Origin of the sequence: Cupriavidus taiwanensis (assembly GCF_900250115.1) — a bacterium.
In the GTDB taxonomy this organism is placed as follows: domain Bacteria; phylum Pseudomonadota; class Gammaproteobacteria; order Burkholderiales; family Burkholderiaceae; genus Cupriavidus; species Cupriavidus taiwanensis_B.
Genome location: NZ_LT984803.1, coordinates 2,084,926 through 2,110,087, shown reverse-complemented (window position 1 = coordinate 2,110,087; position 25,162 = coordinate 2,084,926). Strand labels below are relative to the sequence as shown.

Genomic DNA, 25,162 nt, shown 5'->3' with positions numbered 1-25,162 from the left:
TGCTACAATCGCCGCCATGAGTTATCAAGTTCTAGCGCGCAAATGGCGCCCCAGGGATTTCACCACGCTGGTCGGCCAGGAGCACGTGGTCCGCGCGCTCACGCACGCGCTGGAACAACAGCGGCTGCACCACGCCTACCTGTTCACCGGCACGCGCGGGGTCGGCAAGACCACGCTGTCGCGGATCCTGGCCAAAGCCCTGAACTGCACCGGCGCTGACGGCAGCGGCGGCATCACCGCCGAGCCGTGCGGGCAGTGCAAGGCCTGCCAGGAAATCGACAGCGGCCGCTTCGTCGACTACATCGAGATGGACGCCGCCTCGAACCGCGGCGTCGACGAGATGGCGCAGCTGCTCGACAAGGCCGTCTACGCTCCCACCGCCGGGCGCTTCAAGGTCTACATGATCGACGAAGTGCACATGCTGACCAACCACGCCTTCAACGCCATGCTGAAGACGCTGGAGGAGCCGCCCGGGCACGTCAAGTTCATCCTCGCCACCACCGACCCGCAGAAGATCCCGGTCACGGTGCTGTCGCGCTGCCTGCAGTTCAACCTGAAGCAGATGCCGCCGGGACATATCGTCTCGCACCTGGACCATATCCTGGCGCAGGAAGGCATTGCCCACGATGGCAACGCGCTGCGGCTGCTGGCCCAGGCCGCGCATGGCTCGATGCGCGACGCGCTGTCGCTGACCGACCAGGCCATCGCCTACAGCGCGGGGCAGGTATCCGAGGAAGCCGTGCGCGGCATGCTGGGCGCGATCGACCAGAGCTACCTGGTGCAGTTGCTGGATGCGCTGGCCGCCGAGGACGGCGCCGCCATGCTGGCGATCGCCGAGGCCATGGGCGACCGCAGCCTGTCGTTCGCCGGCGCGCTGCAGGACCTCGGCTCGCTGCTGCACAAGGTGGCGCTGGCGCAGGCCGTGCCGGCCTCGGTGCAGGACGAATGGCCCGAAGCCGACGAGGTGCGGCGCCTGGCCGGCGTGTTCGACGCGCAGGAAGTCCAGCTGTTCTACCAGATCGCCAACCTGGGCCGCAGCGAACTGGCGCTGGCGCCAGACGAGTACGCCGGCTTTACCATGACGCTGCTGCGCATGCTGGCGTTCCGGCCGGCGTCGGAGCCGACCGCAACCGCGGGGCAGGGCGGCGGAGCAGCAGCGCCCGCGCGACCGCGCAGTGCCGGCACGCCGGCCGCGGCGCGACCGGCCGAGGCACGCCACGCGGCGACTGCCGCCGCTGCACCGGCGTCCCCGGCTGCCTCCGCTGCACCGGCTGCATCCGTTATCGAATCCACACCGGCGCCGGCCTTGGTGCCGTCCATGGTTGCGCCAGTCGCGCCCGTGGCCGCGCCGGCGGCTGCGCCTGCAGCGGCCGAGCCCGCGCCGGCGCGCGCGGCAGGCGGCGCCATGTCGCCTGCGGCCGCGGCGCTGGCCGCCGCGCGCCAGGCTTCGGCTGCCCGCGGCGGCGCGCGCAAGGCGCCGGCGCCATCAATGCCCGCCGCGCCAACCGCTGCGCAGCGGCCGCCGGCACAACCGCTGCGCGCACCCGCGGCCGCGGCCGCGAGCCGTCCCGCCGCGGCCCCGGCCCCGGTTGCACGGCCGGCGGCGCCGCAGCCATCCGCACCGGCGGCAGCGCCGGCGGCGCGCCCCGTGGCCGCCAGGCCGCAACAAGAATCCGTGCCGCCCTGGGAAGTCGCCGGTGGCAGCGATGTGCCGCCGTGGGAAGAACTGCCGCCCGACCTGCCGGTCATCGGCCCCTATGACAGCGATCCGGGCTACAACGACTACGGTTTCAGCGAACCCGCGGCGCGCGCCGCGTCACCGCGCAACGCCTCGCGCCCGGCGCCGTCCCAGGCGCGCGAGCCCGAGCCCGCGCGCGAGTCCGCTGCCGTGGCGCCGGCCCCGGCCGCGCCGGAGTCGACCAGATTGGTCGCGCCGCGCCCGCCCGCCGCGGGCGAGGACGGCACCCCGCCGGCCTTTACCGGCGACTGGCCGGTGCTGGCCGCCGGCCTGCCGCTGAAGGGCCTGGCGCAACAGCTGGCTTACCAGAGCGAACTGACGCAGGTGGTGGGGCGGACCTTCCACCTGCGCATTCCGGTCGCGGCGCTGGGCGAGAACGGCGTGGCCGAGCGGCTGCAGCAGGCGCTGGGCGACCACCTCGGCGCGCCGGTGCGCGTGGTCTGCGAAGTCGGCGGGGTCACGGTCACCGCTGCCGCCGCCGACGCCGAGGCCCGTGCCGAGCGCCAGCGCCAGGCCGAGGCCGCGATCGAGGCCGATCCCTTCGTGCAGGGGCTGCTGCGCGACTTCGGCGGCCAGATCGTGCCAGGCTCGATCCAGCCGCGCGCCGCCTGACCGGCGGCCAGGCTGGCGTTACCGAATTTCCGTCACCGAACTCTTACCGAATCCAGGAGCATTCCATCATGATGAAAGGTCAACTCGCCGGGCTGATGAAGCAGGCCCAGCAGATGCAGGAAAACATGAAGAAGATGCAGGAGCAGCTGGCCCAGATCGAGGTCGAGGGCCAGTCCGGCGCCGGTCTCGTCAAGGTGGTCATGACCTGCAAGAACGACGTCAAGCGCGTCACCATCGACCCCAGCCTGCTGGCCGAGGGCGAGGACAAGGACCTGCTGGAAGACCTGGTCGCCGCGGCCTTCAATGACGCCGTGCGCAAGGCCGAGGCCACCACGCAGGAAAAGATGGGCTCGATGACCTCGGGCCTGCCGCTGCCCCCGGGCTTCAAGCTGCCGTTCTAAGGCCATTGTGAAAGCGTCGTCGCCGACTTCGCTGCAGGCGCTGGTCGAGGCGCTGCGGGTGCTGCCCGGCGTCGGGCCCAAGTCCGCCCAGCGCATGGCCTACCACCTGCTGCAGCACGACCGCGAGGGCGCGCGCAAGCTGGGCGATGCGCTGCGCGGCGCGGCCGACCATATCCGCCACTGCCAGCGCTGCAACACCTTCACCGAGCAGGAGATCTGCGAGACCTGCCTGGACGACCGCCGCGACGCCTCGGTGCTGTGCGTGGTGGAAACGCCGGCCGACCAGGTCATGATCGAGCAGACCCTGACCTACCGCGGCAAGTATTTCGTGCTGATGGGACGGCTCTCGCCGCTGGACGGCATCGGCCCGCGCGAGATCCACCTGGACCGGCTGCTGGCGCGCGCCACCGAGCCCGAGCTGGGCGGCCCGGTCGGCGAGGTCATCGTCGCCACCAATTTCACCAGCGAGGGCGAGGCCACCGCGCACTACATCGGCGAGATGCTCAAGGCGCGCGGCCTCAAGGTGTCGCGCCTGGCGCGCGGCGTGCCGGTGGGCGGCGAGCTGGAGTATGTCGATGCCGGCACCATCGCCCGCGCGGTGATGGACCGCCGCAACCTCTGAGCGCGTCGCGCCGGCCGGCGTGCCTGGCGCAGGCACTGCCACCGGCGCGTCCGCTTTCATTTTTCCGTCCGCTCCCATGAACCTGGCCCGCTTCGATCTCGTCACGCTTGGCTTGTTCGTTGCCGTGGCCCGGCAGGGCAGCATCTCGGCCGGCGCGCGCCAGTCGCACCTGGCGGTGGCGGCGGCGAGCAAGCGCATATCGGACCTCGAAACGGCGGTCGGCGCGCCGCTGTTCTTCCGCCACGCCGCCGGCGTGCAGCTGACCGAGGCCGGACAGGCCTGCTTCCACCATGCGCTGACCATCCTGCAGGACGTCGAGCGCATGGCCGGTGTGATGTCGGACTACGCCAGCGGGGTGCGCGGCCAGGTGCGCGTATGCGCCAACACTTCGGCGATCACGCAGTTCCTGCCCGATGACCTGGCCTCGTTCATGCAGCGCCATCCCACCATCCGCATCGAGCTGGAAGAGCAGAACAGCCGCGACATCGTTGCCGCGCTGGTCGAGAACCGCGCCGACGTCGGCATCTTCGCCGACCGGACGCCCGCCGCCGGGCTGATGACGGTCGAATACCGCCAGGACGAGCTGGTCATCATCACCCCGCCCAACCATCCGCTCGCCGCGCGCGGTCCGGTGCACTACGCCGACACGCTCGAGTTCGATTTCGTCAGCCTGCCGCAGGAAACCTCGCTGGCCGCGCGCCTGCTCGAGGAAAGCAGCCGGCTCGACCGGCCGTTCCGGCTGCGCATCCAGGTGCGCAGCTTCGACGCCATGTGCCGCATGGTGATGGCCGGGCTGGGGGTGGGCGTGCTGCCGCGCATCGCGGCCGAGCCGCACGTCAAGTCGATGGGGCTGTCGCTGGTGACGCTGCAGGACGCCTGGGCGCGGCGCTCGCTGCTGATCGGGCTGCGCGATCCGGCCGGCCTGACGGTGTCGGCGCGGCTGCTGATCACGCACCTGTGCAAGGACCGCGCGCCGTTCTGACGCGCCCGCGCCGAGGCTGCAGGCAGCCTTTCGCGTTCCGAGAAAGCCCGCTTCTCCGATTGCCGATTCCTGGCAGGCCCCGCGCTGGGGCAAACTCCGTTCGAACGCAATGTATGGCAAGCCAGTCAATGGCGCTGCCGCACTGCAACAAGACTGCCGCATCGCACGGAGACACCCATGGCGCAACAGATCCTTGAGGGCATTCGCGTCCTCGAACTCGGACAACTCATCGCCGGCCCCTTTGCTGCCAAGACCCTGGCCGACTTTGGTGCCCACATCATCAAGGTGGAGCCGCCCGGACAGGGCGACCCGCTGCGCAAATGGCGCATGCTGCATGAAGGCACCTCGGTGTGGTGGGAGGCGCAGTCGCGCAACAAGGAATCGGTCTGCATCGACCTGCGCCAGCCGGAAGGCCAGGCGCTCGTGCGCAAGCTGGCCGCCGAGGCCGATGTGCTGATCGAAAATTTCCGTCCCGGCACCATGGAGAAGTGGGGCCTGGGCTGGGACGTGCTGCATGCCGACAACCCGCGCCTGATCATGCTGCGCGTGTCGGGGTACGGCCAGACCGGGCCGAAGAAGGACGAGCCCGGCTTTGCCGCGGTGGCCGAGGCCATGGCCGGCCTGCGCCACCTGACCGGCGAGCCCGGCCGCGCGCCGGTGCGCGCCGGCCTGTCGCTAGGCGACACCATCGCCGGCCTGCATGGCGCCATGGGCGTGCTGCTGGCGCTGTACCAGCGCGATGCGCGCGGCGGGGAAGGGCAGGTGATCGACGTGGCGCTCTACGAGTCGCTGTTCAACCTGAGCGAAAGCCTGCTGCCGGAATACTCGGCGTTCGGCGCGGTGCGCCAGCCCGCCGGCGGCGCGCTGCCGGGCATCGCGCCATCCAATGCCTATCCCTGCGCCAGCGGTGAATACGTGCTGGTGGCGGCCAACGGCGACGCCATCTTCAAGCGCATGATGCTCGCCATCGGCCGCGCCGACCTGGCCGACGATCCCGCGCTGGAGCGCAATGACGGCCGGGTGGCGCGCGTCGACGAGATCGATGCCGCGATTGCCGACTGGACCCGCACGCAGACGGTAGAGTCGGCGCTGGCGGTGCTGCGCGACGCGCAGGTGCCGTCGGGCCGCATCTATACCGTCAAGGACATCGCCGAAGACCCGCACTATCGCGCCCGCGGCGTGATCGAGTCGGTCACTTCCGCAGGCGGCCTGACCGTGGAGGTGCCGGGCGTGGTGCCCAAGCTGTCGGCCAGCCCCGGCGCCATCCATGACCGCGCGCCCGCGCTGGGCGAGCATACCGATGCGGTGCTGAAGCAGGCCGGCTTCGATGACGCCGCCATCGCCGACCTGCGCGCGCGCAAGGTGATCGCATGAGCGCCGCCGCCAGCCCCGCCGCCACCGTCGTGGGCGGCCCGGCCCGCGTCGAGATCAATGAAGTCGCGCCGCGCGACGGGCTGCAGATCGAGCCGGTGGTGGTGCCGACCGAGGCCAAGGTCGCCTTCGTCGATGCGCTTTCGGCCTGCGGCTTCGCGCGCATCGAAGCCACCTCTTTCACCTCGGCCCGCGCCATTCCCGCGCTGGCCGATGCCGAGGCGCTGATGCACCGCATGCGGCGCCAGCCCGGCGTGCGCTACACCGCGCTGGTGCCCAACCTGCGCGGGCTGGAACGCGCGCTGTCGTGCCGGCCGGACGAGGTCAACCTGGTGATGTCGGCCAGCGAGACCCACAACCGCGCCAACCTGCGCATGACGCGCGCGCAGTCGCGGCAGCAGCTGCTGGCGATGATTGCCGAGGCCGGCGCGGCCGGCGTACCGGTCAATGTGTCGCTGTCGACGGTATTCGGCTGCCCGTTCGAGGGCGAGATCGATGCCGCCGAGGTGATGGCGCTGGCCAGCGCCTTCGCCGACGCCGGCGCGGCCGGCATCACGCTGTGCGACACCACCGGCATGGCCTATCCGAACCAGGTCGCGGCGCTGTGCCAGGGCTTCCAGGCCACGCTGCCCGCCACCGGCCTGACCATCCACCTGCACAACACCCGCGGCATGGGCCTGGCTAATGCCGTGGCCGCCTGGCAGGCCGGCGTGACGCGCTTCGACGCGGCCGCCGGCGGCCTGGGCGGGTGCCCCTACGCGCCCGGTGCCAGCGGCAACGTCAGCACCGAAGACCTGGTCCACATGTTCGACTGCATGGGCGTGCAGACCGGTGTCGAGCTGGGGGCGCTGCTCGACGTGGTGGCCGGCATGCCGGAACTGGTCGGGCGCGATCTCCACAGCCAGCTGCTCAGCGCCGGCCCGCGCCTGCGCACGCACCAGCCGCCGGCCTGGATGGCCGGGCATTTCGCCGGGCAGGCATAGCCCGGCACCCGCACAACAACAACGCATTGACGACATCATGGAGACCCTGATGAAACAAGCCCTTCACCTCAAGCCAGCCATGCCCGCACGGCGCCGGGCCGTCGCCGCCACGCTGGCGGCACTCGGCGCGGCGTGGTTTGCTCCGGCGGCCCTGGCGCAGGACGGCAGCTATCCTGCGCGCCCGGTAACGCTGGTGGTATCGGCCGCGGCCGGCGGCACCACCGACCTCGCTGCGCGCATGATCGCCGAGCCGCTGTCCAAGGCGCTCGGCCAGCCGGTGGTGGTCGACAACCGTCCCGGCGGCAATGGCGGTATCGCCGCGAACCTGGTGGCGCGCGCCAAGCCCGATGGCTACACGCTGATGCTGCAGTACTCGGGCTTCCATGTGATCACGCCGCTGCTGGTGAAGAACCTGTCGTGGGACCCGGTCAAGGACTTTGCGCCGGTGGCCAATATCCTGTCGGCGCCGCAGGTGCTGGTGGTGCGCCCGAGCCTGCCGGTCAAGTCGCTGAAGGAACTGGTGGCCTATGCCAAGGCTAATCCGGACAAGCTCAACTACGCCTCGTCGGGCAACGGCTCGCTGCAGCACGTGTCGACCGAGCTGCTGAACCAGATGGCCGGCACCAGGATCACGCACGTGCCGTACAAGGGCACCGGCCCGGCCATGACCGACCTGCTGGGCGGCTCGGTCGACCTGACCATCACCACGCCGCCGCCGCTGATGGGCCATATCGCCGCCGGCAAGCTGCGTCCGCTGGTGGTGACCAGCAAGACCCGCCTGCCCAGCCTGAAGGACGTGCCGTCGGCACCCGAGGCCGGCTACCCCGACCTCGACGTGTCGTCGTGGTTCGCGATGTACGCGCCCGCCGGCACGCCCAAGCCGGTGATCGACAAGCTGACCGGCGAGATCGACAAGATCATGCGCACCGAGGCCTTCCGCAGGAAGGCCGAGGAACTGGGCGCCGAGGCCAAGTACATGAACCCGCAGCAGCTGGCGCAATACCAGAAGGCCGAGCTGGCGCGCTGGGCCAAGGTGATCAAGTCCGCCGACATCCACGCCGAATGATGCCAGTGGCCGTGGCAAGGTGATCGAAAGGTAAGGGCGCTAAGCTGGCGGGCTTGCTAGGTATTGATACCGATGCGGTGCGCCGCACCGTCCGGTAGCATCGCAAATTGCCGCACCGCGGCGCGCCCCATTCGGCGCCCCCCGCCGGCGGGCCTTTGCAGCGCCTTTTTTCAGCGCCCCTGTTCCTTCGCATCTGCCGCGGCGCCAGTCCACACGGGTAGGAGATCTCGCATGTATAACAAGAAGTTCTGGAAGCAATTCCTGATCGCGCTGGCACTGTTCCTGGCCGGCTGGTTCACCTTCGGCCAGGCCCAGGCGCAGGGCAAGCCCGAGAAGACCAAGGTCACCATCGCGGTGGGCGGCAAGAACCTGTTCTATTACCTGCCGCTGACCATCGCCGAGCGCCTCGGCTACTTCAAGGAAGAAGGGCTCGAGGTCGAGATCGTCGACTTCGCCGGCGGCGCCAAGGCACTGCAGGCGGTGGTGGGCGGCAGCGCCGACGTGGTTTCGGGCGCCTACGAGCACACCATCAACCTGCAGGCCAAGGGCCAGCGCTACCAGGAGTTCGTGCTGCAGGGCCGCGCCCCGCAGATCGTGCTGGTGGTGTCGAACAAGACCATGCCCAACTTCAAGTCGATCGCCGACCTGAAGGGCAAGAAGATCGGCGTGACCGCGCCGGGCTCGTCGACCAACATGATGGCCAACTTCGTGCTGGCCAAGGCCGGCCTGAAACCGTCTGACGTGTCGTTCATCGGCGTGGGCGCCAGCGCCGGCGCGGTGGCGGCGATGCGTTCTGGCCAGATCGATGCCATGGCCAACCTGGACCCGGTGGTGTCGATGCTGACGCAGAAGAACGAGGTGCGCATTGCCTCGGACACGCGCACCCTCAAGGACACCCAGGCGGTGTTTGGCGGCAACATGCCGTCGGGTTGCCTGTATGCGTCGCAGGCCTTCATCCAGCAGAACCCCAACACCACGCAGGCGCTGACCAACGCCATGGTGCGCGCGCTCAAGTGGCTGCAGAAGGCGGGCCCCTCCGACATCGTCAAGACCGTGCCGGAAAGCTACCTGCTGGGCGACCGCGCGCTGTACCTGGCCGCGTGGGACAAGGTCAAGGAAGCGATCTCGCCGGATGGCACCATGCCGGCCGACGGCCCGCGCACCGCGCTCAACGCGCTGGGCCAGTTCGACGCCGAACTGAAGGGCAAGTCGATCAAGCTGGAAGAGACCTATACCAACGCGTTCGTGCAGAAGGCCAACGCCAAGTACAAGTAATCGATCCGCCGTCGACGCCATCGGCCCGCTGCCCGCAGCGGGCCTTTGCTTTGCGGCAGCGACGGCCCCTCCATCATCACTCGCCCGCGCCGCTGCCTGCGCGGCCGCGGCGGGTACGAGACGGTTCATCATGAGCATTCCCGCACTTTCACTCGAGCAGGTCACCTGCACCTTTGTCTCGCGCGATGACCGCAGCCAGCGCTATACCGCGGTCAAGGACGTCACGCTGTCGATCCAGCCTGGCGAGTTCGTATCGGTGGTCGGCCCCACCGGCTGCGGCAAGTCGACGCTGCTGAATGTCGGCGCCGGCCTGCTGGAGCCTTCCAGCGGCGAGGTACGCGTGTTCGGCGAGCCGCTGCGCGGCATCAACCGGCGCGCCGGCTACATGTTCCAGACCGAGGCGCTGATGCCGTGGCGCAGCGCGCTCGACAACGTCGTCGCCGGCCTTGAGTTCCGCGGCACCGCGCGCGCCGAGGCGGTGCAGCAGGGCGAGGAATGGCTGCGCCGCGTGGGCCTGGGCGGGTTTGGCGACCGCTACCCGCACCAGCTCTCGGGCGGCATGCGCAAGCGCGTGGCGCTGGCGCAGACCCTTGTGCTGGACCCGGACATCATCCTGATGGACGAACCCTTCTCCGCGCTCGACATCCAGACCCGCCAGCTGATGGAAAACGAAGTGCTCGAGCTGTGGGCCGCCAAGCGCAAGGCGGTGCTGTTCATCACCCACGACCTGGACGAGGCCATCGCCATGAGCGACCGCGTGGTGGTGCTGTCGGCCGGGCCGGGCACACATCCGATCGGCGAGTTCGCGATCGACCTGCCGCGCCCGCGCGACGTCGCCGAGATCCGCAACCATCCGCGCTTTGTCGAACTGCACGCCGCGATCTGGGACGTGCTGCGCGAGGAAGTGCTCAAGGGCTACGCCCAGCAGCGCAAGGTCGCCTGAAGCGTTGCACCGTGCGTTCCAATTCCAACAAGAGCTGAATCCCGATGGCATTCCGTACTGATTCCAAGGGCATGCTGCGCGTGTGGCAGCTGCTCGTGCTGGTGGTGATCCTCAGCGTGTGGCACGTGGCCACGCGCTCGCAGCAGGTCGCCTTTTTCTTCGGCGAGCCGCTGATGGTGGCGCAACGCATCTGGAACTGGTTTATCGTCGAGCGCGATATCTACCTGCATCTGGGCGTGACCCTGATCGAGACCGTGCTGGCCTTCGGCATCGGCACGGTGGCGGGGCTCGGCGTCGGCCTGTGGCTGGCGCTGAGCCCGCTTACCTCGGCCATCCTCGATCCCTACGTCAAGGCCATGAACTCGATGCCGCGCGTGATCCTGGCGCCGATCTTCGCGGTCTGGTTCGGCCTGGGCATCTGGTCGAAGGTTGCGCTGGCAGTGACGCTGGTGTTCTTCATCGTCTTCTTCAACGTCTACCAGGGCGTCAAGGAAGTGAGCCCGGTGGTGCTGGCCAATGCGCGCATGCTGGGCGCCAGCCAGAAGCAGCTGCTGCGCCATGTCTACCTGCCGAGCGCGACCAGCTGGGTGTTCTCGTCGCTGCATACCTCGGTGGGGCTGGCCTTCGTCGGCGCGGTGGTGGGCGAGTACCTGGGCTCGGCGCGCGGCGTGGGCTACCTGATCCTGCAGGCCGAGGGCACCTTCGACATCAATACCGTGTTCGCCGGCATCGTGGTGCTGACCGCATTTGCGCTGGTGCTGGACTGGATGGTCGGCATCGGCGAGAAGCGGCTGATGAAGTGGCAGCCGAAGACCGGGGAGACGGAGAAGCTTTAACGCTGGCTTCGGTGGCGGTTTGCTTCCCTCTCCCGCAAGCGGGAGAGGGAGTGCCCAAATGGCCAAGGACATGGCCGGGTGCTGAAGTTCACCGACACCGTCAGTTCACCTCCCCGCACTGCCTGCGCCTTAGTTTTTCGGGGCCGGCACCAACGCGTCAGCCGGTGCTTCGCTGCCCCGCGGTGGTTACGGCACGATCACGATCTTGCCGGTGACCTTGCGCGCTTCCATGTCCTTGAGCGCCTGCGCGGCCTGCTCCAGCGGATAGCGCGCCGAGATATGCGGGCGGATCTTGCCTTCCTTCATCCAGCCCAGCATCTGCGCCATGTTGGCCTGGTTGGCCTTGGGCTCGCGCCGCACGAAATCGCCCCAGAACACGCCGACCAGCGACGCCCCCTTGAGCAGCGCCAGGTTCAGCGGCAGGCGGGGAATCTCGCCGTTGGCGAAGCCCACCACCAGGTAGCGGCCGCGCCAGCCGATCGAGCGGAACGCGGGCTCGGCATAGATGCCGCCGACCGGGTCGTAGATCACGTCCGGGCCCTTGCCGTCGGTCAGCGCCTTGATGCGCTCGCGCAGGTCTTCGGTGCTGTAGTTGATCAGGGCGTCGGCGCCGTGCTGCTTGCACACCGCCAGCTTTTCATCGGTCGATGCGGCCGCGATCACGCGCGCCCCGATGGCCTTGCCGATCTCGATCGCCGCCAGGCCCACGCCGCCGGCCGCGCCCAGCACCAGCATGGTCTGGCCGGCCTTCAGCTCGCCGCGGTCGATCACCGCGTGGTGCGAGGTGCCGTAGGTCAGCGTGAAGGCCGCCGCGGTCTCGAAGTCGATGCCGGGCGGCATCGGCACCACCGACGCCGCCGGCGCCTTGGCCTGGCTGGCGAAAGCACCATTGCCCAGGTAGGCGATGACCTTGTCGCCGGGCTTGACGTGGGTGACGCCTTCACCCACCGCGTTGACCACGCCGGCGAGTTCCGAACCCGGGGTGAACGGCAGGTCGGGCTTGGCCTGGTACTTGTTCTGGATGATCAGCACATCCGGGAAGTTGACCGCGGCCGCCTTGACGTCGATGACCACTTCGCCCTTGCCGGGCACCAGGTCGGGCAGGGTTTCGAGGGTCAGCGAATCGGGCGGACCCCAGGCTTTGCACAGTACGGCTTTCATCTTGTCTCCGGTGGTGTGGTTGGCATGCCGCGCCAGTCAAGCTTACGCGGGCCGGCGGGGCAAGTGTAGCGCACGAATAGCACGGTCGTTCTGTTTCATGCTGAAGCCGTGGAGGCGGTCATTTGCGGCCTGCATACCGCGCCGGGGCCGCCCTCGCTGAAGGCCGGATCGGGCGGCGCGCAGGCCGCTTGCGCGCCTGCGCTCAGGTACAATCGCGGCATGCATATTCTTCTCGCCAACGACGACGGTTATCTCGCGCCGGGACTGGCCGTTTTGCATGCTGCGCTCGCGCCGCTGGGCCGGATCACGGTCATCGCGCCGGAGCAGAACCATAGCGGCGCTTCCAATTCCCTGACCCTGCAGCGCCCGCTGTCGATCTACGAGGCGCGCGAAGGCGTGCAAAAAGGTTTTCGCTTCGTCAACGGCACGCCAACCGACTGCGTGCATATCGCGCTGACCGGGCTGCTCGACGAAAAGCCCGACCTGGTGGTGTCCGGCATCAACCAGGGGCAGAACATGGGCGAGGACGTGCTCTACTCCGGCACCGTCGCCGCCGCGATCGAGGGCTACCTGCTCGGGATTCCGTCGGTGGCCTTCTCGCAGGTCGACAAGGGCTGGGAACACCTCGACGCCGCCGCGCGCGTCGCGCGCACCGTGGTGGAGCGCATCATCGGCACGCCGCCAGCCGAGCCGTTCCTGCTCAACGTCAATATCCCGAACCTGCCGTTCGAACATATCCGGGGCTATCGCGCCACGCGCCTGGGCAAGCGCCATCCGTCGCAGCCGGTGATCACGCAGGTCAATCCGCGCGGCGACACCAATTACTGGATCGGTCCGGCCGGCGACGCGCGCGATGCCAGCGAGGGCACCGATTTCCACGCGACCGCGCAGGGCTATGTCTCGCTCACGCCGTTGCAGCTGGACCTGACCCACCGCGGGCAGCTCGACGCGCTCGACCAGTGGCTGAAGTAGGGCCGCCGGTCCCGAGCCGCCCGAGCCGCCGACTTGCCGCGCCGCGCCCCCGATGAGTTCCACGCCCCCTCGCAACAAGTTCCCGCTGCCGCTCGATGCGGTGGTCGAGCGCAAGCCCGCGCCCGCGCGCACCGCCGGCATCCCGCCCGTGGGCGCGCCGCGCCCGGCCGCGCCAGTGCCCCCTTCCGCCACGCCGGCCAAGCCGCGCCTGCCGCGCACCGCGGCGCCGGCGCCCGCGCCGGTGCCTGCCAGCGCGGTCGAGCAGCGCGCCTCGGCGGCCTCCGCCGGCGGCGGCGGCATGGCCTCGGCGCGTGCGCGCGCGGCACTGGCGGCGCGGCTGCGCGCCGCGGGCATTCGCGACGAGCGCGTGCTGTCGGCCATCGCCACGGTGCCGCGCCACCTGTTCGTCGAGCCCGGGCTGGCGTCGCAGGCGTATGAAGACGCGGCACTGCCGATCGGCCACCAGCAGACCATTTCCAAGCCGTCGGTGGTGGCGCGCATGATCGAGCTGCTGCGCGAGGGCCTGGGCGCCGAGGCGCCGCTGGAGCGCGTGCTGGAGATCGGCACCGGTTGCGGCTACCAGGCTGCGGTGCTGGCCCAGGTGGCGCGCGAAGTCTTTTCAATCGAGCGCATCCGGCCGCTGCACGAGCAGGCCAAGGCGAACCTGCGGCCCTTGCGCGTGCCCAACCTGCGCCTGCATTACGGCGACGGCATGCTGGGCCTGCCGCAGGCCGCGCCGTTCTCGGCCATCATCCTCGCCGCGGCCGGCATGGAGGTGCCCGAGGCGCTGCTGGAGCAGCTGGCCATCGGTGGGCGCCTGATCGCCCCCGTGGCGGTGATGCCGCCGGCAGGTGTGCCCGGCCAGACCGTGACGCAGCAGCTGCTGTTGATCGAGCGGCGCAACCGCCATCGCTTTCACCGAACCGCGCTTGAAGCCGTTTTCTTTGTGCCCTTAAAATCGGGCACCATCTGAGTCGAACTATGCACAACATCGTGAAATCGCAAAATTTCGCACGCGCCGGACAACTGCTTGCGGCGACGTCGCTGGCGGCCCTGCTGGCCGCCTGCGCCAATTCGCCGATGCCGGCGCCGGTCGTCGACCGTACCTCCACCTCCGGTACCACTGCGGCGACGCTGGAACCGGCGCCGCCCGGATACTATCGGGTCAAGCGAGGCGATACCCTTTACCGTATCGCGCTGGAGAACGGCCAGTCGTATCGCGATGTGGCGGCGTGGAACAACCTGACCAATGTGAACCAGATCGAGGTTGGCCAGCTGCTGCGCATCGTGCCGCCGGGTGCCGACGTCAACACTGCGCCGGGCGTGGCCACCACGCCGGTAGCGCCGGGCACGGTGCAGGCCCAGCCGATCGACCAGGCCCGCCCGAACGGCACGCCGGTGGCGCCGCCGGCCACGCCCGCGGCCGCGGCTTCGGTGCCGGCGGCAGCGCCGGCAGCGACCGCAGCAGCGACTGCGCCGGCCTCGGCGCCGATCGCCGACGGCTCGATGAAGCTGAGCTGGCCGGCGACCGGCCAGATGGTCGGCAAATTCGACGACAAGGGCAATAAAGGCATCGATATTGCGGGCAAGAAGGGCGATTCGGTGCTGGCCGCGGATGACGGTCGGGTGATTCACGTAGGCCCCTTGCGCGGCTACGGGAATCTTGTCATCATCAAACACAACGAGACATTTCTTACCGCTTACGGGCACAACGACAAGGTGCTCGTCGCTGAGCAAGCCACGGTCCGGAAAGGCCAGAAGATTGCAGAGATGGGCAACAGTGATACCGACCGGGTGAAGCTTCACTTCGAAGTTCGCAAGAACGGAAAACCGGTTGATCCGATGCGGTACCTGCCGCCACAGTGAGGGTTCATGCCACGCCAGAAAACTGTCTCCTCCGGAACCGTCAGCAGGGCTCGCCGTCCCAAGCAGCCGGAAGTGAAGGCTGGTGTGGCGCATCCCGACGAACGCGCCGATGCAGAAGGCTTCGAGCCCGATCTCGCCGCCGAGATGCTTCCCGTGACCGACGAGCCCATCGCCACGTCCGCTGCGGTGGGCCTGCGCGAGGCCGACCTGCTCGGCGACGACAATGATCGCAACGAACGGCATCTGCGCGACGACGACGAGGACGAGTCGGAAGACGAGGACGAAGACAGCGCGGAAAACGGCACCGAAAGCGCCACCGCCGAGCATGACGATTTCCGCACGGTGCTGCATACCGAGCTGGCTGCCGACACCGTCCAGCACTACCTGAACCGCATCAGCATCAAGCCGCTGCTGTCGGCGCCGGAGGAACTGCATTTCTCCACGCTGGCCAAGGACGGCGACTTTGCCGCGCGCCAGGTCATGATCGAGCGCAACCTGCGGCTGGTGGTCAGCATCGCCAAGGGCTATCTCAATCGCGGCGTGCCGCTGCTGGACCTGATCGAGGAGGGCAACCTGGGCCTGATGCACGCGATCGAGAAGTTCGATCCGTCGCGCGGCTTTCGCTTCTCGACCTACGCAACCTGGTGGATCCGCCAGAGCATCGAGCGCGCCATCATGAACCAGGCGCGCACGGTCCGCCTGCCGGTGCACGTGATCCGCGAACTCAACCAGGTGCTGCGCGCCAAGCGCCATCTGGAGAAGGGTGGCACCGACGGACGCGACGCCAGCCTGGAAGACATCGCCCACCTGCTGGGCAAGACGCCGGACGAAGTGCAGGACGTCCTGGCACTCAACGAACATACCACCTCGCTCGATACGCCGTTCGATCTCGATCCCGGCTCGAGCCTCCTGGATTTCCTCTCCGACGAGCACAACGCCGCCCCCGACCAGGAGGTGGCGCACCGCGAGCTGGAAGGGCTGATGAAGCTCTGGCTGGCGCGCCTGTCGGAAAAGCATCGCTATGTGGTGGAGCGCCGCTTCGGCCTCAACCACATCGAGCCCGCCACGCTGGAAGAGCTTGCCGAGGAGATGGGCCTGACGCGCGAGCGCGTGCGCCAGATCCAGCAGGAGGCGCTGGTCAAGCTCAAGCGGCATTTCGCTTCGCAAGGTGTCAGGAAGGACGCCGTTCTATGACCCCTGTGCTGGTATTCGACATCGAGACCATTCCCGATGTCGCCGGCCTGCGCCGTTTGCATGACCATCCCGATGCGATGAGCGACGCCGAAGTCGCCGAGCATGCGTTCTCCGCCCGCCGGGAAAAGACCGGCAGCGATTTCCTCCCGCACTACCTGCAGCGTGTCGCCGCGATTTCCTGCGTGCTCCGGCGCACGCACCGCGACGGCTCGGCGGTGTTCCATGTCGGCTCGCTCGGCACGCCGCAGGATGGCGAGGCCACGCTGATCCAGAAGTTCTATGAACTGATCGCGCGCTACAGCCCGCAGCTGGTGTCGTGGAACGGCGGCGGCTTCGACCTGCCGGTGCTGCACTACCGCGGCCTGGTCAACGGCATCACCGCGCCGCGCTACTGGGAGATGGGCGAGGGCCGCGACGAGGACAGCCGCGACTTCAAGTGGAACAACTACATCAGCCGCTACCACATGCGGCACCTGGACCTGATGGACCTGCTGGCGATGTACCAGCCGCGCGCCAGCGCCCCGCTCGATGACCTGGCCAAGCTGTGCGGCTTTCCCGGCAAGATGGGGATGGACGGCAGCAAGGTGTGGCAGGCGTTCCAGTCCGGCCAGCTCGACGAGATCCGCGCTTACTGCGAGACCGATGTCGTCAACACCTACCTGATGTACTGCCGCTTCCAGCTGATGCGCGGCGGGCTGTCGCCGCGCGAGTTCGACGTCGAGATGGAATTCGTCCAGGAATCGCTGGCCGAGCTGCCGGGCGAACAGTGGATGGAATACCTGCAGGCCTTTCGGCTGCAGCGCCTGACTCCCGAAGCCGAAGACCACGAAGACTGACGGGCGGGCCGCCGTGCCGGCCTAGAGGTCCAGCGACAGCAGGATCGGCTGGTGGTCCGAGGCATCGGTGTCGGCGTTGACCTCGCAGCGCCGGATGCGTACGGCGAGCGGTTCGGTTACCAGCATGAAGTCACAGGCAAAGGGCGGCTCGGGCCATTGTTCCTTGTCGTGCAGCGCGCAGGTCGGGGCATGCGGCTGGCCGGGGTGGGCTTGCAGCCAGGCGTCGCGCCAGGCCGGCGTGCCGTCATCGAACGGTTCCAGCATGCGCCGATAGGCGACATCGTCGGGTTTGCTGTTGAAGTCGCCGCACAGGATGGCTTCGGCCGGCCGGGGCTCCGGCGTGAACGGGCCCGGCCACTGCTCGCTGCGACCGGGGCGGCGCGTGTGTCCGCAAGCCTCGGCATGCCACTGGCGCAGGGCTTCAGCCTGCGCCGTGCGCTGGGTCGCCGAATAGTATTCCAGGTGGGTGCAGATCACGCGCAGCCGCGCGCTGCCGGCTTCCACGGTAGCTTCCAGTGCCACCCGCGGCATCGACGCCACCTCCGGATCCGCCGGCCAGGGCAACGCATGGCGGAACACCTCGCGCACCGGCAGCCGGGTGGCGATCAGGTTGCCGAACTGCCTGAGCGCGCCGGTGCGGCCACGCCGGTCGACCGCCGGCGCATAGAGCAGGTGATAGCCGGGCAGCAGGGCGGTCAGCTCGGATACCTGGTCGGCGCCGGGCTCGCCGCGCAGTTCGCCAAAGCCGCGCGTCACCTCCTGCAGACACAGCACGTCGGCATCGGCCATGGCGCGCAGGGTATCGACCTGCCGCGCCAGGTCGACGCGGCCGTCGGCGCCGCGGCCCCACTGGATGTTCCACGAAATCAGTTCCATGCTTGCTCTCCCTCGATGGGCCGACGTACGCCAACGGAGCCGGCCCGGTCTGGCATACAATCGCGCTTTCGTAAAACAATACGTCAGGTTTTATCTGGTGTCCCAAGCCGTGACCTCCCCACAAGAAACGCCGGCCGTGCCGGCTGCTGCGGCCGTCGAAGGTGCTGCCCCCGTCGCAAAGAACTCCCGTGGCCGTGGTGCCGCCCAGGGCGGAACGCCCGCGGACGACCCCGTGGTGACGATCGACAGCCTCGACATGGAAGCGCGCGGCGTCGGCCGGCTGGTCAACGAGGACGGCACGCCGGGCAAGGTGATCTTCGTCGAGGGCGCATTACCCGGCGAGACCGTCAGCTATCGCAGCTATCGCCGCAAGCCCAGCTACGAGCAGGCGCACCTGGGTGAAGTGCGGCAGGCCTCCGTGATGCGCGTCGAGCCGGGCTGCCAGCACTTTGGCGTTTGCGGCGGGTGCTCGATGCAGCATCTGGATTCGCGCGCCCAGCTGGCCATCAAGCAGCGCGTGCTGGAAGACAACCTGTGGCACTTGTCGAAGGTGAAGCCCGACGTGGTGTTCCGCCCGATCGCTGGGCCGGACTGGGGCTATCGCTACCGCGCGCGCCTGACGGTGCGCCATGTGGCCAAGAAGGGCGGGGTGCTGGTGGGCTTCCATGAGCGCAAGAGCAGCTACGTCGCCGACATGACGCGCTGCGAGATCCTGCCGCCGCACGTGTCGGCGATGCTGGTGCCGCTGCGCGAGCTGGTGATGGGGCTGTCGATCCGCGACCGCATGCCGCAGATCGAGCTGGCCGTAGGCCAGGAAGTGACCGCACTGGTGCTGCGCATCCTGGAGCCACTGACCGACGCCGACAAGGACCTGCTGCGCGGCTTCGCCGATGCGCACAAAGTGCAGTTCTGGCTGCAGCCGAAGGGCCCGGATACGGTCTATCCGTTCTACCCGGCCGACGCCGAGCTGGCCTACACGCTGCCGGAGTTCGGCATCCGCATGCCGTTCAAGCCGACCGACTTCACCCAGGTTAACCACCAGATCAACCGCGTGCTGATCGGCCGCGCGCTGCGCCTGCTGGACGCCCAGCCGCAGGACCGCGTGCTCGACCTGTTCTGCGGGATCGGCAACTTCACGCTGCCGCTGGCGACGCAGGGCCAGTCGGTGATGGGCATCGAAGGCAGCGAGGCGCTGACCACGCGCGCGCTGGCCAACGCCGAATACAACGGGCTCGCGGCCAAGACCGAATTTGCGTGCCGTAATCTGTTCGAGGTTACGGCCGAAGACATCGCCGCGCTCGGCCGCTTCGACCGCTGGCTGGTCGATCCGCCGCGCGAAGGCGCGCTCGCGGTGAGCAAGGCGCTGGGCGAGCTGGCGCAGCAGGGCAGCGACGTGCTGCCGCGGCGCATCGTCTATGTGTCGTGCAGTCCCGCCACGCTGGCGCGCGACGCCGGCCTGCTGGTGCACGAGGCGGGCTACCGCCTGAGCGGCGCCGGCGTGGTCAATATGTTCCCGCACACCTCGCACGTCGAGTCGATCGCGGTGTTCGACCGCGACTGAGCGCGGCGGGCGCCCAAAAGAAAAGCCGGCCAACTGGCCGGCTTTTTTCATGCCGCGGCATGCGCCGTCATTCGCGGTTGCCGCCGAAGATGCCCAGCAGCGCCAACAGGTTGACGAAGACGTTGTACACGTCGAGGTAGATCGCGAGCGTGGCAGTGATGTAGTTGGTTTCGCCACCGTTCACCACGCGCTGCACGTCGAACAGGATGTAGGCCGAGAAGATGCCGATCGCGATCACCGACACCGTGATCATCAGCGCCGGCAGCTGCAGCCAGATATTGGCGACGCTGGCCAGGATCAGCAGGATCACGCCGACGAACAGGAACTTGCCCAGGCCGGAGAAATCACGCTTGCTGACGGTGGCGATCGATGCCATCGCGCCGAACACGGCCGCGGTGCCGCCGAAGGCGTACATGATCAGTGCCGGGCCGTTCGAGAACGACAAGGTGACGCTGATCAGCCGCGACAGCATCAGGCCCATGAAGAAGGTAAAGGCCAGCAGCAGGACCACGCCCATGCTGCTGTTCTTGGTCTTCTCGATGGCAAAGAAGAACCCGAACGCGATGGCCAGGAACAGGATCAGCGACAGGCCGGGGCTGCCCGCCATCAAGCTGAAGCCGGTGGCCACGCCGATCCACGCACCGAGCACGGTGGGGATCATCGAGAGGGCCAGCAGCCAGTAAGTGTTGCGCAAGACCCGGTTGCGAACGACGACGTCAGTGACGGTCGACGCACTGTTGCCGAAACCGTAGGTGTTCAGCTTGTTATCCATGGTGACTCCTGTCTCAAAACGGTGAGGCGCCGGCGTTGCGAGAATTCAAATGCGAAGACTCGTATGGAAGCCGGACGGAACCATCGTCAATGTGGCATCGGGCAGGCCGGATTGCAAGGGCGCGGTAATTCGGCAGTCACTTCGCGCTGGCTCGCGTCCGTTCGACGCCGCTCACATTGGATGTTAGCGGCGCCGCTGCGTTCCAGGGATGACAAGGTTGTAATGTGCGGTTTTTGCAACTTGCAAGCGGCATGTGCGCGAGGGGTCGGCGGGCACGTCCGGAGGTCTGCAAGACCCTCGAAACCGTCATGGTCTTCGTGCTAGAATTGCACGTTTAATCCATTTGTAACCCCTTCATTTTTCGGAGTTTTTCATGGCGATCGAACGCACCCTGTCGATTATCAAGCCGGATGCCGTGGCCAAGAACGTGATTGGCCAGATCTACGCCCGTTTCGAGGCCGCCGGCCTGAAGATCGTTGCTGCCAAGATGGTGCACCTGTCGCGCGGCGAAGCCGAGCAGTTCTACGCGGTCCACAAGGAGCGTCCGTTCTTCAAGGACCTGGTGGACTTCATGGTTTCCGGCCCGGTCATGATCCAGGCACTGGAAGGCGAGAACGCCATCGCCAAGAACCGCGACCTGATGGGCGCCACCGACCCGAAGAAGGCCGAGAAGGGCACCATCCGCGCCGACTTCGCCGACAGCATCGACGCCAACGCCGTGCATGGCTCGGACGCTGCTGAAACCGCTGCCGTGGAAGTGGCTTTCTTCTTCCCGGGCATGAACGTCTACAGCCGCTGATCGGCTACTGACCGACACCAAGCCGAGTTTGCCGTCATGAACACTCTCGTCAACCTGCTCGACCTCGACGCGGACGCGCTCACCGCTTATTGCGGCGAGCTCGGCGAGAAGCCGTTCCGTGCGCGGCAACTGCAACGCTGGATCCACCACTACGGTGCCAGCCGCTTCGACGCCATGTCGGATCTCGCCAAGTCGCTGCGCGAAAAGCTCGCGACCCGCGCCGAGATCCGCGCGCCTGCTGCCATCACCGACAACCTGTCGGCCGACGGCACGCGCAAGTGGCTGCTCGACGTGGGCGAGGGCAACGCGGTGGAAACGGTCTACATCCCCGAGGAAACGCGTGGCACGCTGTGCGTTTCCTCGCAGGCCGGATGCGCCGTCAACTGCCGGTTCTGTTCCACCGGCAAGCAAGGCTTTTCGCGCAACCTCAGCACTGGCGAGATCATCGGCCAGCTGTGGATGGCGGAGTTTGCCATGCGCGAGCAACTGGGTCGCGGCCCCAAGGATGACCGCGTCATCTCCAACGTGGTGATGATGGGCATGGGCGAGCCGCTGCTGAACTACGACGCGGTCGTGCCGGCCATGCGGCTGATGCTCGACGACAACGCCTACGGCCTGTCGCGCCGCCGCGTGACGCTGTCCACCTCGGGCGTGGTGCCGATGATGGACCGGCTGTCGAAGGACCTGCCGGTGGCGCTGGCCGTGTCGCTGCACGCATCCAACGACGCCCTGCGCGACGTGCTGGTGCCGCTGAACAAGAAGTACCCGCTGGCCGAACTGATGGCGGCATGCCGCCGCTACCTGGAATTCGCGCCGCGCGATTTCATTACTTTCGAATACTGCATGCTGGATGGCGTCAACGACGGCGTCGAGCATGCGCGGGAACTGCTGAAGCTTGTCGCCGACGTGCCGTGCAAGTTCAACCTGATCCCGTTCAATCCCTTCCCTGAGTCGGGCCTCAAGCGTTCCAACAACGAGCAGATCCGCCGCTTCGCGCAGGTACTGATGGACGCCGGCATCGTCACCACCATCCGCAAGACCCGCGGCGACGACATCGACGCCGCCTGCGGCCAGCTGGCCGGGGAAGTGAAGGACCGCACCCGCCTTGCCGAACGCGGCAAGTTCGGCAAGATCACGCCGCTGGTGCCGGTCACTGCCAGCGGCCAGCCGCGGGAGGCGCGCCCTGCATGATCCGTCTGATCGCTGCGGCCCTGCTGGGGCTGCTGATGTTGTCCGGGTGCCAGCTGCCGCACGCGCCGGCGCAGGATCTCCAGACCGCTTCCGACCAGACCGAGGCCAGGCGCCGGGCCGGCATCCGGCTGCAACTGGCCACCAATTATCTCGAGGCCGGCCAGAACGCGGTCGCGCTCGACGAGATCAAGCAGGCCATCGCCATCGATCCGTCGCTGGCCGACGCCTACCATGTGCGGGCGCTGATCTACATGAGCATGAACGAGCGCACGCTGGCCGAGGACAGCTTCCGCACCGCCGCGTCGATGCGCGCCAATGACGGCGACCTGCTCAACAACTACGGCTGGTTCCTGTGCCAGCAAGGGCGCTACGGCGAGGCCGTGCCCATGCTGCAGCGCGCCGTGTCGGCGCCGTCGGCGGGCGGTCCGGTCAAGCCGCTGATCAGCCTGGGCGCGTGCGAACTGCGCCAGGGCCACAGCGCCGAGGCGGAGAAGAACCTGAAGGCCGCGCTCGGCTATGACCGCAACAACCCGGTGGCGAACACCAACCTGGCGCTGGTGCTCTACCGGCGCGGCGATTACATGCAGGCGCGCCAGTACGTCCAGCGCGTCAACAACAGCCAATTTGTCACTGCGCAATCCCTCTGGCTGGGAGCGCGCATTGCCCACCGTCAGGGCGACGGCCGCACGCAGGATGCGCTGGGGGCGCAGCTGCGCAGCCGCTTCCCCGACTCGCGCGAGGTGACCGCCTACGAACAAGGAGCATGGGATGAGTGAGCACGACCGCGCCGCAGGCCAGGCCGTACCGACGCAAGCAGTCGGCGGAGGCGCGCATGAGGGGGAACGTGAAGCCGCGGCGCGCGAGATCGGCGCGGCGCTGGCGCGCGAACGCGAGGCGCAGCGCATGTCCGTCGAGGATGTCAGCGCACGGCTCAAGGTGGCGGCCAGCAAGCTGCGCGCGATCGAGGCGGCCGACCTGCAGGCGCTGCCCGACGTGACCTTCGCCAAGGGGGTGATGCGTGCCTATGCGCGCATGCTCCATGTTGATATCGACCCGCTGCTGGCGCGCTTCCAGCCGCGCGCGGTAGCGCAGGTGGCGGAGATCGCCCGCCAGCGCGAGGGCGGCATCAACGCGGCCTTCGACGACCGCAACCGCTTCCGCTCCGGCGGCAACGGCGGCCGCTGGGTCTGGCTGGCGCTGGTGGCGGTGGTGGTGGCCGCGGGCCTCTGGTTCGGGCTCGACCATATCCGCGCGTGGATCGACGCGCGCAGCAGCGCCCCTGAAGCCGTCGCCGCCGAGGCACCGGCCGCGGAAAACGCCGGCGCGGAAGCCGGTATCGTGACCGCGGCGCTGCCGCCGGTGATGGCCGCCAGCGACTCGCCGGCGCCGTCCGCCGAAACCGTTCCGGCCAGCGCCGCGGCAGCTTCGGCAACCGCGGCGGCCCCCGCAGCGGCGGCAGCTACCGCGGCGCCGGCCGCAGCGGCACCGGCAGCGCCGACGGCATCCGCCGCGGCGGTCGGTGAGGGCGAGCTGCAGATCCGCTTTGCCTCCGATACCTGGTTTGAAATCCGCGACAATAGCGGCAAGGTCGTCATGGGTGGCACCGCCAAGGCCGGACAGGCCATGGCTGGCGGCGGCACGGCCCCATACCGGGTGGTGATCGGCAACGTCAAGGGCGTCGAAGCGTTCACGCGCGGCGGCACGCCGGTCGACCTGAAGGCAGCCAGCCGCAACAACGTGGCGCGCCTGACGCTGCCCTGACGCGGGTGCGAGGTGCGGCAAGGTGCGTCTTTGCAAGGTGGTAACGCTATGAACCAACAGCTCTGTCTCCCGGTCCTGCCGGGCCCGCTGCCGCGCCGCCAGACCCGCCAGGCGCGGGTCGCGTGGGGCGACAATGTGGTGACCATCGGCGGCGATGCGCCGGTGCGGGTGCAGTCGATGACCAATACCGACACGGTCGATGCCATCGGCACCGCGATCCAGGTCAAGGAACTGGCGCGCGCGGGGTCCGAGATCGTGCGCATCACGGTGAACACGCCCGAGGCCGCCGCCGCGGTGCCATCGATCCGCGAGCAGCTCGACCGGATGGGTGTTGACGTGCCGCTGGTCGGAGACTTCCACTACAACGGCCACAAGCTGCTGCAGGATTATCCGGCCTGCGCCGAGGCGCTGTCCAAGTACCGCATCAATCCGGGCAATGTCGGCCAGGGTGCCAAGCGCGATACGCAGTTCGCGCAGATGATCGAGATGGCGTGCCGCTACAACAAGCCGGTGCGCATCGGCGTGAACTGGGGCAGCCTGGACCAGGACCTGCTGGCACGCATCATGGACGAGAATGCCGGGCGCGCCGAGCCGTGGCCGGCGCAGAGCGTGATGATCGAGGCGCTGATCACCTCGGCCATCGACTCGGCCCGGAAGGCCGAGGAGATCGGCCTGCCGGGCAGCCAGATCATCCTGTCGTGCAAGGTGTCGCAGGTGCAGGAGCTGGTCGCGGTGTACCGCGAGCTGGCGCGCCGCTGCGACTACGCGCTGCACCTCGGCCTGACCGAGGCCGGCATGGGCAGCAAGGGCATCGTGGCCTCGACCGCGGCGTTGTCGGTGCTGCTGCAGGAGGGCATCGGCGATACCATCCGCATCTCGCTGACGCCGGAACCCGGCGCGCCGCGCGAGAAGGAGGTGTACGTCGGGCAGGAAATCCTGCAGACCATGGGCCTGCGCAATTTCACCCCGATGGTGATCGCCTGCCCGGGCTGCGGCCGCACCACCAGCACGGTGTTCCAGGAACTGGCGGCCAGCATCCAGGCCTACCTGCGCGAGCAGATGCCGCAATGGAAGACCGCCTACCCGGGCGTCGAGGAAATGGACGTGGCCGTGATGGGCTGCATCGTCAACGGCCCGGGCGAAAGCAAGCACGCCAATATCGGCATTTCGCTGCCCGGCTCGGGCGAATCGCCGGCCGCGCCGGTGTTCGTCGATGGCGTCAAGGTGAAGACCCTGCGCGGCGAGCGCATCGCGGAAGAATTCCAGGCGATCGTAGACGAATACGTTCGCACGCATTACGGCCCGGGCGTTGCGCGGGCCGGCAAAGAAGTGGCAGCCTGAGCC

At 68.3% G+C, this 25,162-nt stretch carries 24 protein-coding genes; 21 read left to right on the top strand and 3 right to left on the bottom strand.

The genetic code is table 11. The annotated features are described in order from the left end of the window. Window positions 1–16: 16 nt before the first annotated feature. The 10 genes from CBM2586_RS09940 to CBM2586_RS09895 all read left to right on the top strand — a co-directional run bounded on the left by CBM2586_RS09940 (window position 17) and on the right by CBM2586_RS09895 (window position 10,829). Entirely contained in the window at window positions 17–2,350 is a 2,334-nt protein-coding gene (locus tag CBM2586_RS09940; RefSeq protein WP_115687367.1) for a DNA polymerase III subunit gamma/tau, read from the top strand. Between the two features lie 68 nt (window positions 2,351–2,418). Continuing rightward, window positions 2,419–2,751, top strand: coding sequence for a YbaB/EbfC family nucleoid-associated protein (locus CBM2586_RS09935; protein WP_012353187.1), 333 nt, complete (start codon window positions 2,419–2,421; stop codon window positions 2,749–2,751). Window positions 2,752–2,758: 7 nt separating this feature from the next. After that, complete coding sequence (gene recR / locus CBM2586_RS09930; RefSeq protein ID WP_010814257.1) at window positions 2,759–3,373, top strand: recombination mediator RecR; 615 nt, start codon at window positions 2,759–2,761, stop codon at window positions 3,371–3,373. Window positions 3,374–3,449: 76 nt separating this feature from the next. Next, window positions 3,450–4,355, top strand: coding sequence for a LysR substrate-binding domain-containing protein (locus tag CBM2586_RS09925; RefSeq protein WP_115661786.1), 906 nt, complete (start codon window positions 3,450–3,452; stop codon window positions 4,353–4,355). A gap of 177 nt (window positions 4,356–4,532) precedes the next feature. Further along, on the top strand, window positions 4,533–5,729 hold the full coding sequence (locus tag CBM2586_RS09920; RefSeq protein ID WP_012353185.1) for a CaiB/BaiF CoA transferase family protein: 1,197 nt from the start codon (window positions 4,533–4,535) through the stop codon (window positions 5,727–5,729). Next, the gene (locus CBM2586_RS09915; RefSeq protein ID WP_115687365.1) at window positions 5,726–6,709 is read left to right on the top strand and encodes a hydroxymethylglutaryl-CoA lyase; all 984 of its coding nucleotides are present in this window, start codon (window positions 5,726–5,728) and stop codon (window positions 6,707–6,709) included. Before CBM2586_RS09920 ends, CBM2586_RS09915 begins: the two co-directional genes overlap by 4 nt. A gap of 49 nt (window positions 6,710–6,758) precedes the next feature. Next, entirely contained in the window at window positions 6,759–7,775 is a 1,017-nt protein-coding gene (locus tag CBM2586_RS09910) for a Bug family tripartite tricarboxylate transporter substrate binding protein (RefSeq protein ID WP_115687363.1), read from the top strand. 231 nt (window positions 7,776–8,006) lie between these two features. After that, window positions 8,007–9,050: an ABC transporter substrate-binding protein gene (locus CBM2586_RS09905; RefSeq protein WP_115661790.1), complete on the top strand. Its 1,044-nt coding sequence runs from the start codon at window positions 8,007–8,009 to the stop codon at window positions 9,048–9,050. A 130-nt stretch (window positions 9,051–9,180) separates the two neighbouring features. After that, window positions 9,181–9,993, top strand: a complete 813-nt coding sequence (locus CBM2586_RS09900) for an ABC transporter ATP-binding protein (RefSeq protein ID WP_115687361.1) — start codon at window positions 9,181–9,183, stop codon at window positions 9,991–9,993. Window positions 9,994–10,037: 44 nt separating this feature from the next. Beyond that, on the top strand, window positions 10,038–10,829 hold the full coding sequence (locus tag CBM2586_RS09895; RefSeq protein ID WP_115661792.1) for an ABC transporter permease: 792 nt from the start codon (window positions 10,038–10,040) through the stop codon (window positions 10,827–10,829). Between the two features lie 186 nt (window positions 10,830–11,015). Here the strand turns inward: CBM2586_RS09895 and CBM2586_RS09890 are convergent, their stop codons facing one another. Continuing rightward, window positions 11,016–11,990: an NADPH:quinone oxidoreductase family protein gene (locus CBM2586_RS09890; protein WP_115661793.1), complete on the bottom strand. Its 975-nt coding sequence runs from the start codon at window positions 11,988–11,990 to the stop codon at window positions 11,016–11,018. Between the two features lie 219 nt (window positions 11,991–12,209). Between CBM2586_RS09890 and surE the strand changes: the two genes are divergently transcribed. From surE to CBM2586_RS09865, 5 genes are read left to right on the top strand one after another with little or no spacing between them, the layout of a single operon-like run. Then, window positions 12,210–12,962: a 5'/3'-nucleotidase SurE gene (gene surE, locus CBM2586_RS09885; RefSeq protein WP_115663720.1), complete on the top strand. Its 753-nt coding sequence runs from the start codon at window positions 12,210–12,212 to the stop codon at window positions 12,960–12,962. Window positions 12,963–13,014: 52 nt separating this feature from the next. After that, a complete protein-coding gene (locus tag CBM2586_RS09880; RefSeq protein ID WP_115687359.1) occupies window positions 13,015–13,935 on the top strand; it encodes a protein-L-isoaspartate(D-aspartate) O-methyltransferase in 921 nt (306 codons plus the stop codon). An 8-nt stretch (window positions 13,936–13,943) separates the two neighbouring features. Further along, window positions 13,944–14,828: a peptidoglycan DD-metalloendopeptidase family protein gene (locus CBM2586_RS09875; protein WP_115661795.1), complete on the top strand. Its 885-nt coding sequence runs from the start codon at window positions 13,944–13,946 to the stop codon at window positions 14,826–14,828. A gap of 6 nt (window positions 14,829–14,834) precedes the next feature. Then, complete coding sequence (gene rpoS, locus CBM2586_RS09870; RefSeq protein WP_115661796.1) at window positions 14,835–16,022, top strand: RNA polymerase sigma factor RpoS; 1,188 nt, start codon at window positions 14,835–14,837, stop codon at window positions 16,020–16,022. Continuing rightward, on the top strand, window positions 16,019–16,858 hold the full coding sequence (locus CBM2586_RS09865) for a 3'-5' exonuclease (RefSeq protein ID WP_115661797.1): 840 nt from the start codon (window positions 16,019–16,021) through the stop codon (window positions 16,856–16,858). The genes rpoS and CBM2586_RS09865 overlap by 4 nt, the downstream gene beginning before the upstream one ends. Before the next feature lie 21 nt (window positions 16,859–16,879). Here the strand turns inward: CBM2586_RS09865 and CBM2586_RS09860 are convergent, their stop codons facing one another. Continuing rightward, entirely contained in the window at window positions 16,880–17,734 is an 855-nt protein-coding gene (locus CBM2586_RS09860; RefSeq protein WP_115687357.1) for an endonuclease/exonuclease/phosphatase family protein, read from the bottom strand. A gap of 232 nt (window positions 17,735–17,966) precedes the next feature. On the opposite strand from CBM2586_RS09860, the gene rlmD reads away from it, so the two are divergent. Beyond that, window positions 17,967–19,295, top strand: a complete 1,329-nt coding sequence (gene rlmD / locus CBM2586_RS09855; protein WP_115661799.1) for a 23S rRNA (uracil(1939)-C(5))-methyltransferase RlmD — start codon at window positions 17,967–17,969, stop codon at window positions 19,293–19,295. 67 nt (window positions 19,296–19,362) lie between these two features. Here the strand turns inward: rlmD and CBM2586_RS09850 are convergent, their stop codons facing one another. Further along, window positions 19,363–20,067, bottom strand: a complete 705-nt coding sequence (locus CBM2586_RS09850; RefSeq protein ID WP_115687355.1) for a Bax inhibitor-1/YccA family protein — start codon at window positions 20,065–20,067, stop codon at window positions 19,363–19,365. Window positions 20,068–20,440: 373 nt separating this feature from the next. On the opposite strand from CBM2586_RS09850, the gene ndk reads away from it, so the two are divergent. From ndk to ispG, 5 genes are read left to right on the top strand one after another with little or no spacing between them, the layout of a single operon-like run. Beyond that, the gene (ndk, locus tag CBM2586_RS09845; RefSeq protein ID WP_012353167.1) at window positions 20,441–20,866 is read left to right on the top strand and encodes a nucleoside-diphosphate kinase; all 426 of its coding nucleotides are present in this window, start codon (window positions 20,441–20,443) and stop codon (window positions 20,864–20,866) included. Between the two features lie 36 nt (window positions 20,867–20,902). Beyond that, entirely contained in the window at window positions 20,903–22,057 is a 1,155-nt protein-coding gene (gene rlmN, locus CBM2586_RS09840) for a 23S rRNA (adenine(2503)-C(2))-methyltransferase RlmN (protein ID WP_115661801.1), read from the top strand. Further along, the gene (gene pilW, locus CBM2586_RS09835; protein ID WP_115661802.1) at window positions 22,054–22,833 is read left to right on the top strand and encodes a type IV pilus biogenesis/stability protein PilW; all 780 of its coding nucleotides are present in this window, start codon (window positions 22,054–22,056) and stop codon (window positions 22,831–22,833) included. The genes rlmN and pilW overlap by 4 nt, the downstream gene beginning before the upstream one ends. Next, the gene (locus CBM2586_RS09830) at window positions 22,826–23,818 is read left to right on the top strand and encodes a RodZ domain-containing protein (protein ID WP_115661803.1); all 993 of its coding nucleotides are present in this window, start codon (window positions 22,826–22,828) and stop codon (window positions 23,816–23,818) included. The genes pilW and CBM2586_RS09830 overlap by 8 nt, the downstream gene beginning before the upstream one ends. Before the next feature lie 48 nt (window positions 23,819–23,866). Then, window positions 23,867–25,159, top strand: coding sequence for a flavodoxin-dependent (E)-4-hydroxy-3-methylbut-2-enyl-diphosphate synthase (ispG, locus tag CBM2586_RS09825; protein ID WP_115661804.1), 1,293 nt, complete (start codon window positions 23,867–23,869; stop codon window positions 25,157–25,159). Window positions 25,160–25,162 lie beyond the last annotated feature (3 nt).

Coding starts and splice junctions, on each gene's coding strand:
- CBM2586_RS09890 (WP_115661793.1), bottom strand. CDS start 11,990: ATGAAAGCCGTACTGTGCAAAGCCTGGGGTCCGCCCGATTCGCTGACC.
- surE (WP_115663720.1), top strand. CDS start 12,210: ATGCATATTCTTCTCGCCAACGACGACGGTTATCTCGCGCCGGGACTG.
- CBM2586_RS09895 (WP_115661792.1), top strand. CDS start 10,038: ATGGCATTCCGTACTGATTCCAAGGGCATGCTGCGCGTGTGGCAGCTG.
- ndk (WP_012353167.1), top strand. CDS start 20,441: ATGGCGATCGAACGCACCCTGTCGATTATCAAGCCGGATGCCGTGGCC.
- CBM2586_RS09940 (WP_115687367.1), top strand. CDS start 17: ATGAGTTATCAAGTTCTAGCGCGCAAATGGCGCCCCAGGGATTTCACC.
- CBM2586_RS09920 (WP_012353185.1), top strand. CDS start 4,533: ATGGCGCAACAGATCCTTGAGGGCATTCGCGTCCTCGAACTCGGACAA.
- CBM2586_RS09875 (WP_115661795.1), top strand. CDS start 13,944: ATGCACAACATCGTGAAATCGCAAAATTTCGCACGCGCCGGACAACTG.
- CBM2586_RS09925 (WP_115661786.1), top strand. CDS start 3,450: ATGAACCTGGCCCGCTTCGATCTCGTCACGCTTGGCTTGTTCGTTGCC.
- rlmN (WP_115661801.1), top strand. CDS start 20,903: ATGAACACTCTCGTCAACCTGCTCGACCTCGACGCGGACGCGCTCACC.
- CBM2586_RS09880 (WP_115687359.1), top strand. CDS start 13,015: ATGAGTTCCACGCCCCCTCGCAACAAGTTCCCGCTGCCGCTCGATGCG.
- CBM2586_RS09905 (WP_115661790.1), top strand. CDS start 8,007: ATGTATAACAAGAAGTTCTGGAAGCAATTCCTGATCGCGCTGGCACTG.
- CBM2586_RS09865 (WP_115661797.1), top strand. CDS start 16,019: ATGACCCCTGTGCTGGTATTCGACATCGAGACCATTCCCGATGTCGCC.
- CBM2586_RS09850 (WP_115687355.1), bottom strand. CDS start 20,067: ATGGATAACAAGCTGAACACCTACGGTTTCGGCAACAGTGCGTCGACC.
- CBM2586_RS09830 (WP_115661803.1), top strand. CDS start 22,826: ATGAGTGAGCACGACCGCGCCGCAGGCCAGGCCGTACCGACGCAAGCA.
- CBM2586_RS09900 (WP_115687361.1), top strand. CDS start 9,181: ATGAGCATTCCCGCACTTTCACTCGAGCAGGTCACCTGCACCTTTGTC.
- rpoS (WP_115661796.1), top strand. CDS start 14,835: ATGCCACGCCAGAAAACTGTCTCCTCCGGAACCGTCAGCAGGGCTCGC.
- ispG (WP_115661804.1), top strand. CDS start 23,867: ATGAACCAACAGCTCTGTCTCCCGGTCCTGCCGGGCCCGCTGCCGCGC.
- CBM2586_RS09935 (WP_012353187.1), top strand. CDS start 2,419: ATGATGAAAGGTCAACTCGCCGGGCTGATGAAGCAGGCCCAGCAGATG.
- CBM2586_RS09860 (WP_115687357.1), bottom strand. CDS start 17,734: ATGGAACTGATTTCGTGGAACATCCAGTGGGGCCGCGGCGCCGACGGC.
- CBM2586_RS09910 (WP_115687363.1), top strand. CDS start 6,759: ATGAAACAAGCCCTTCACCTCAAGCCAGCCATGCCCGCACGGCGCCGG.
- CBM2586_RS09915 (WP_115687365.1), top strand. CDS start 5,726: ATGAGCGCCGCCGCCAGCCCCGCCGCCACCGTCGTGGGCGGCCCGGCC.
- pilW (WP_115661802.1), top strand. CDS start 22,054: ATGATCCGTCTGATCGCTGCGGCCCTGCTGGGGCTGCTGATGTTGTCC.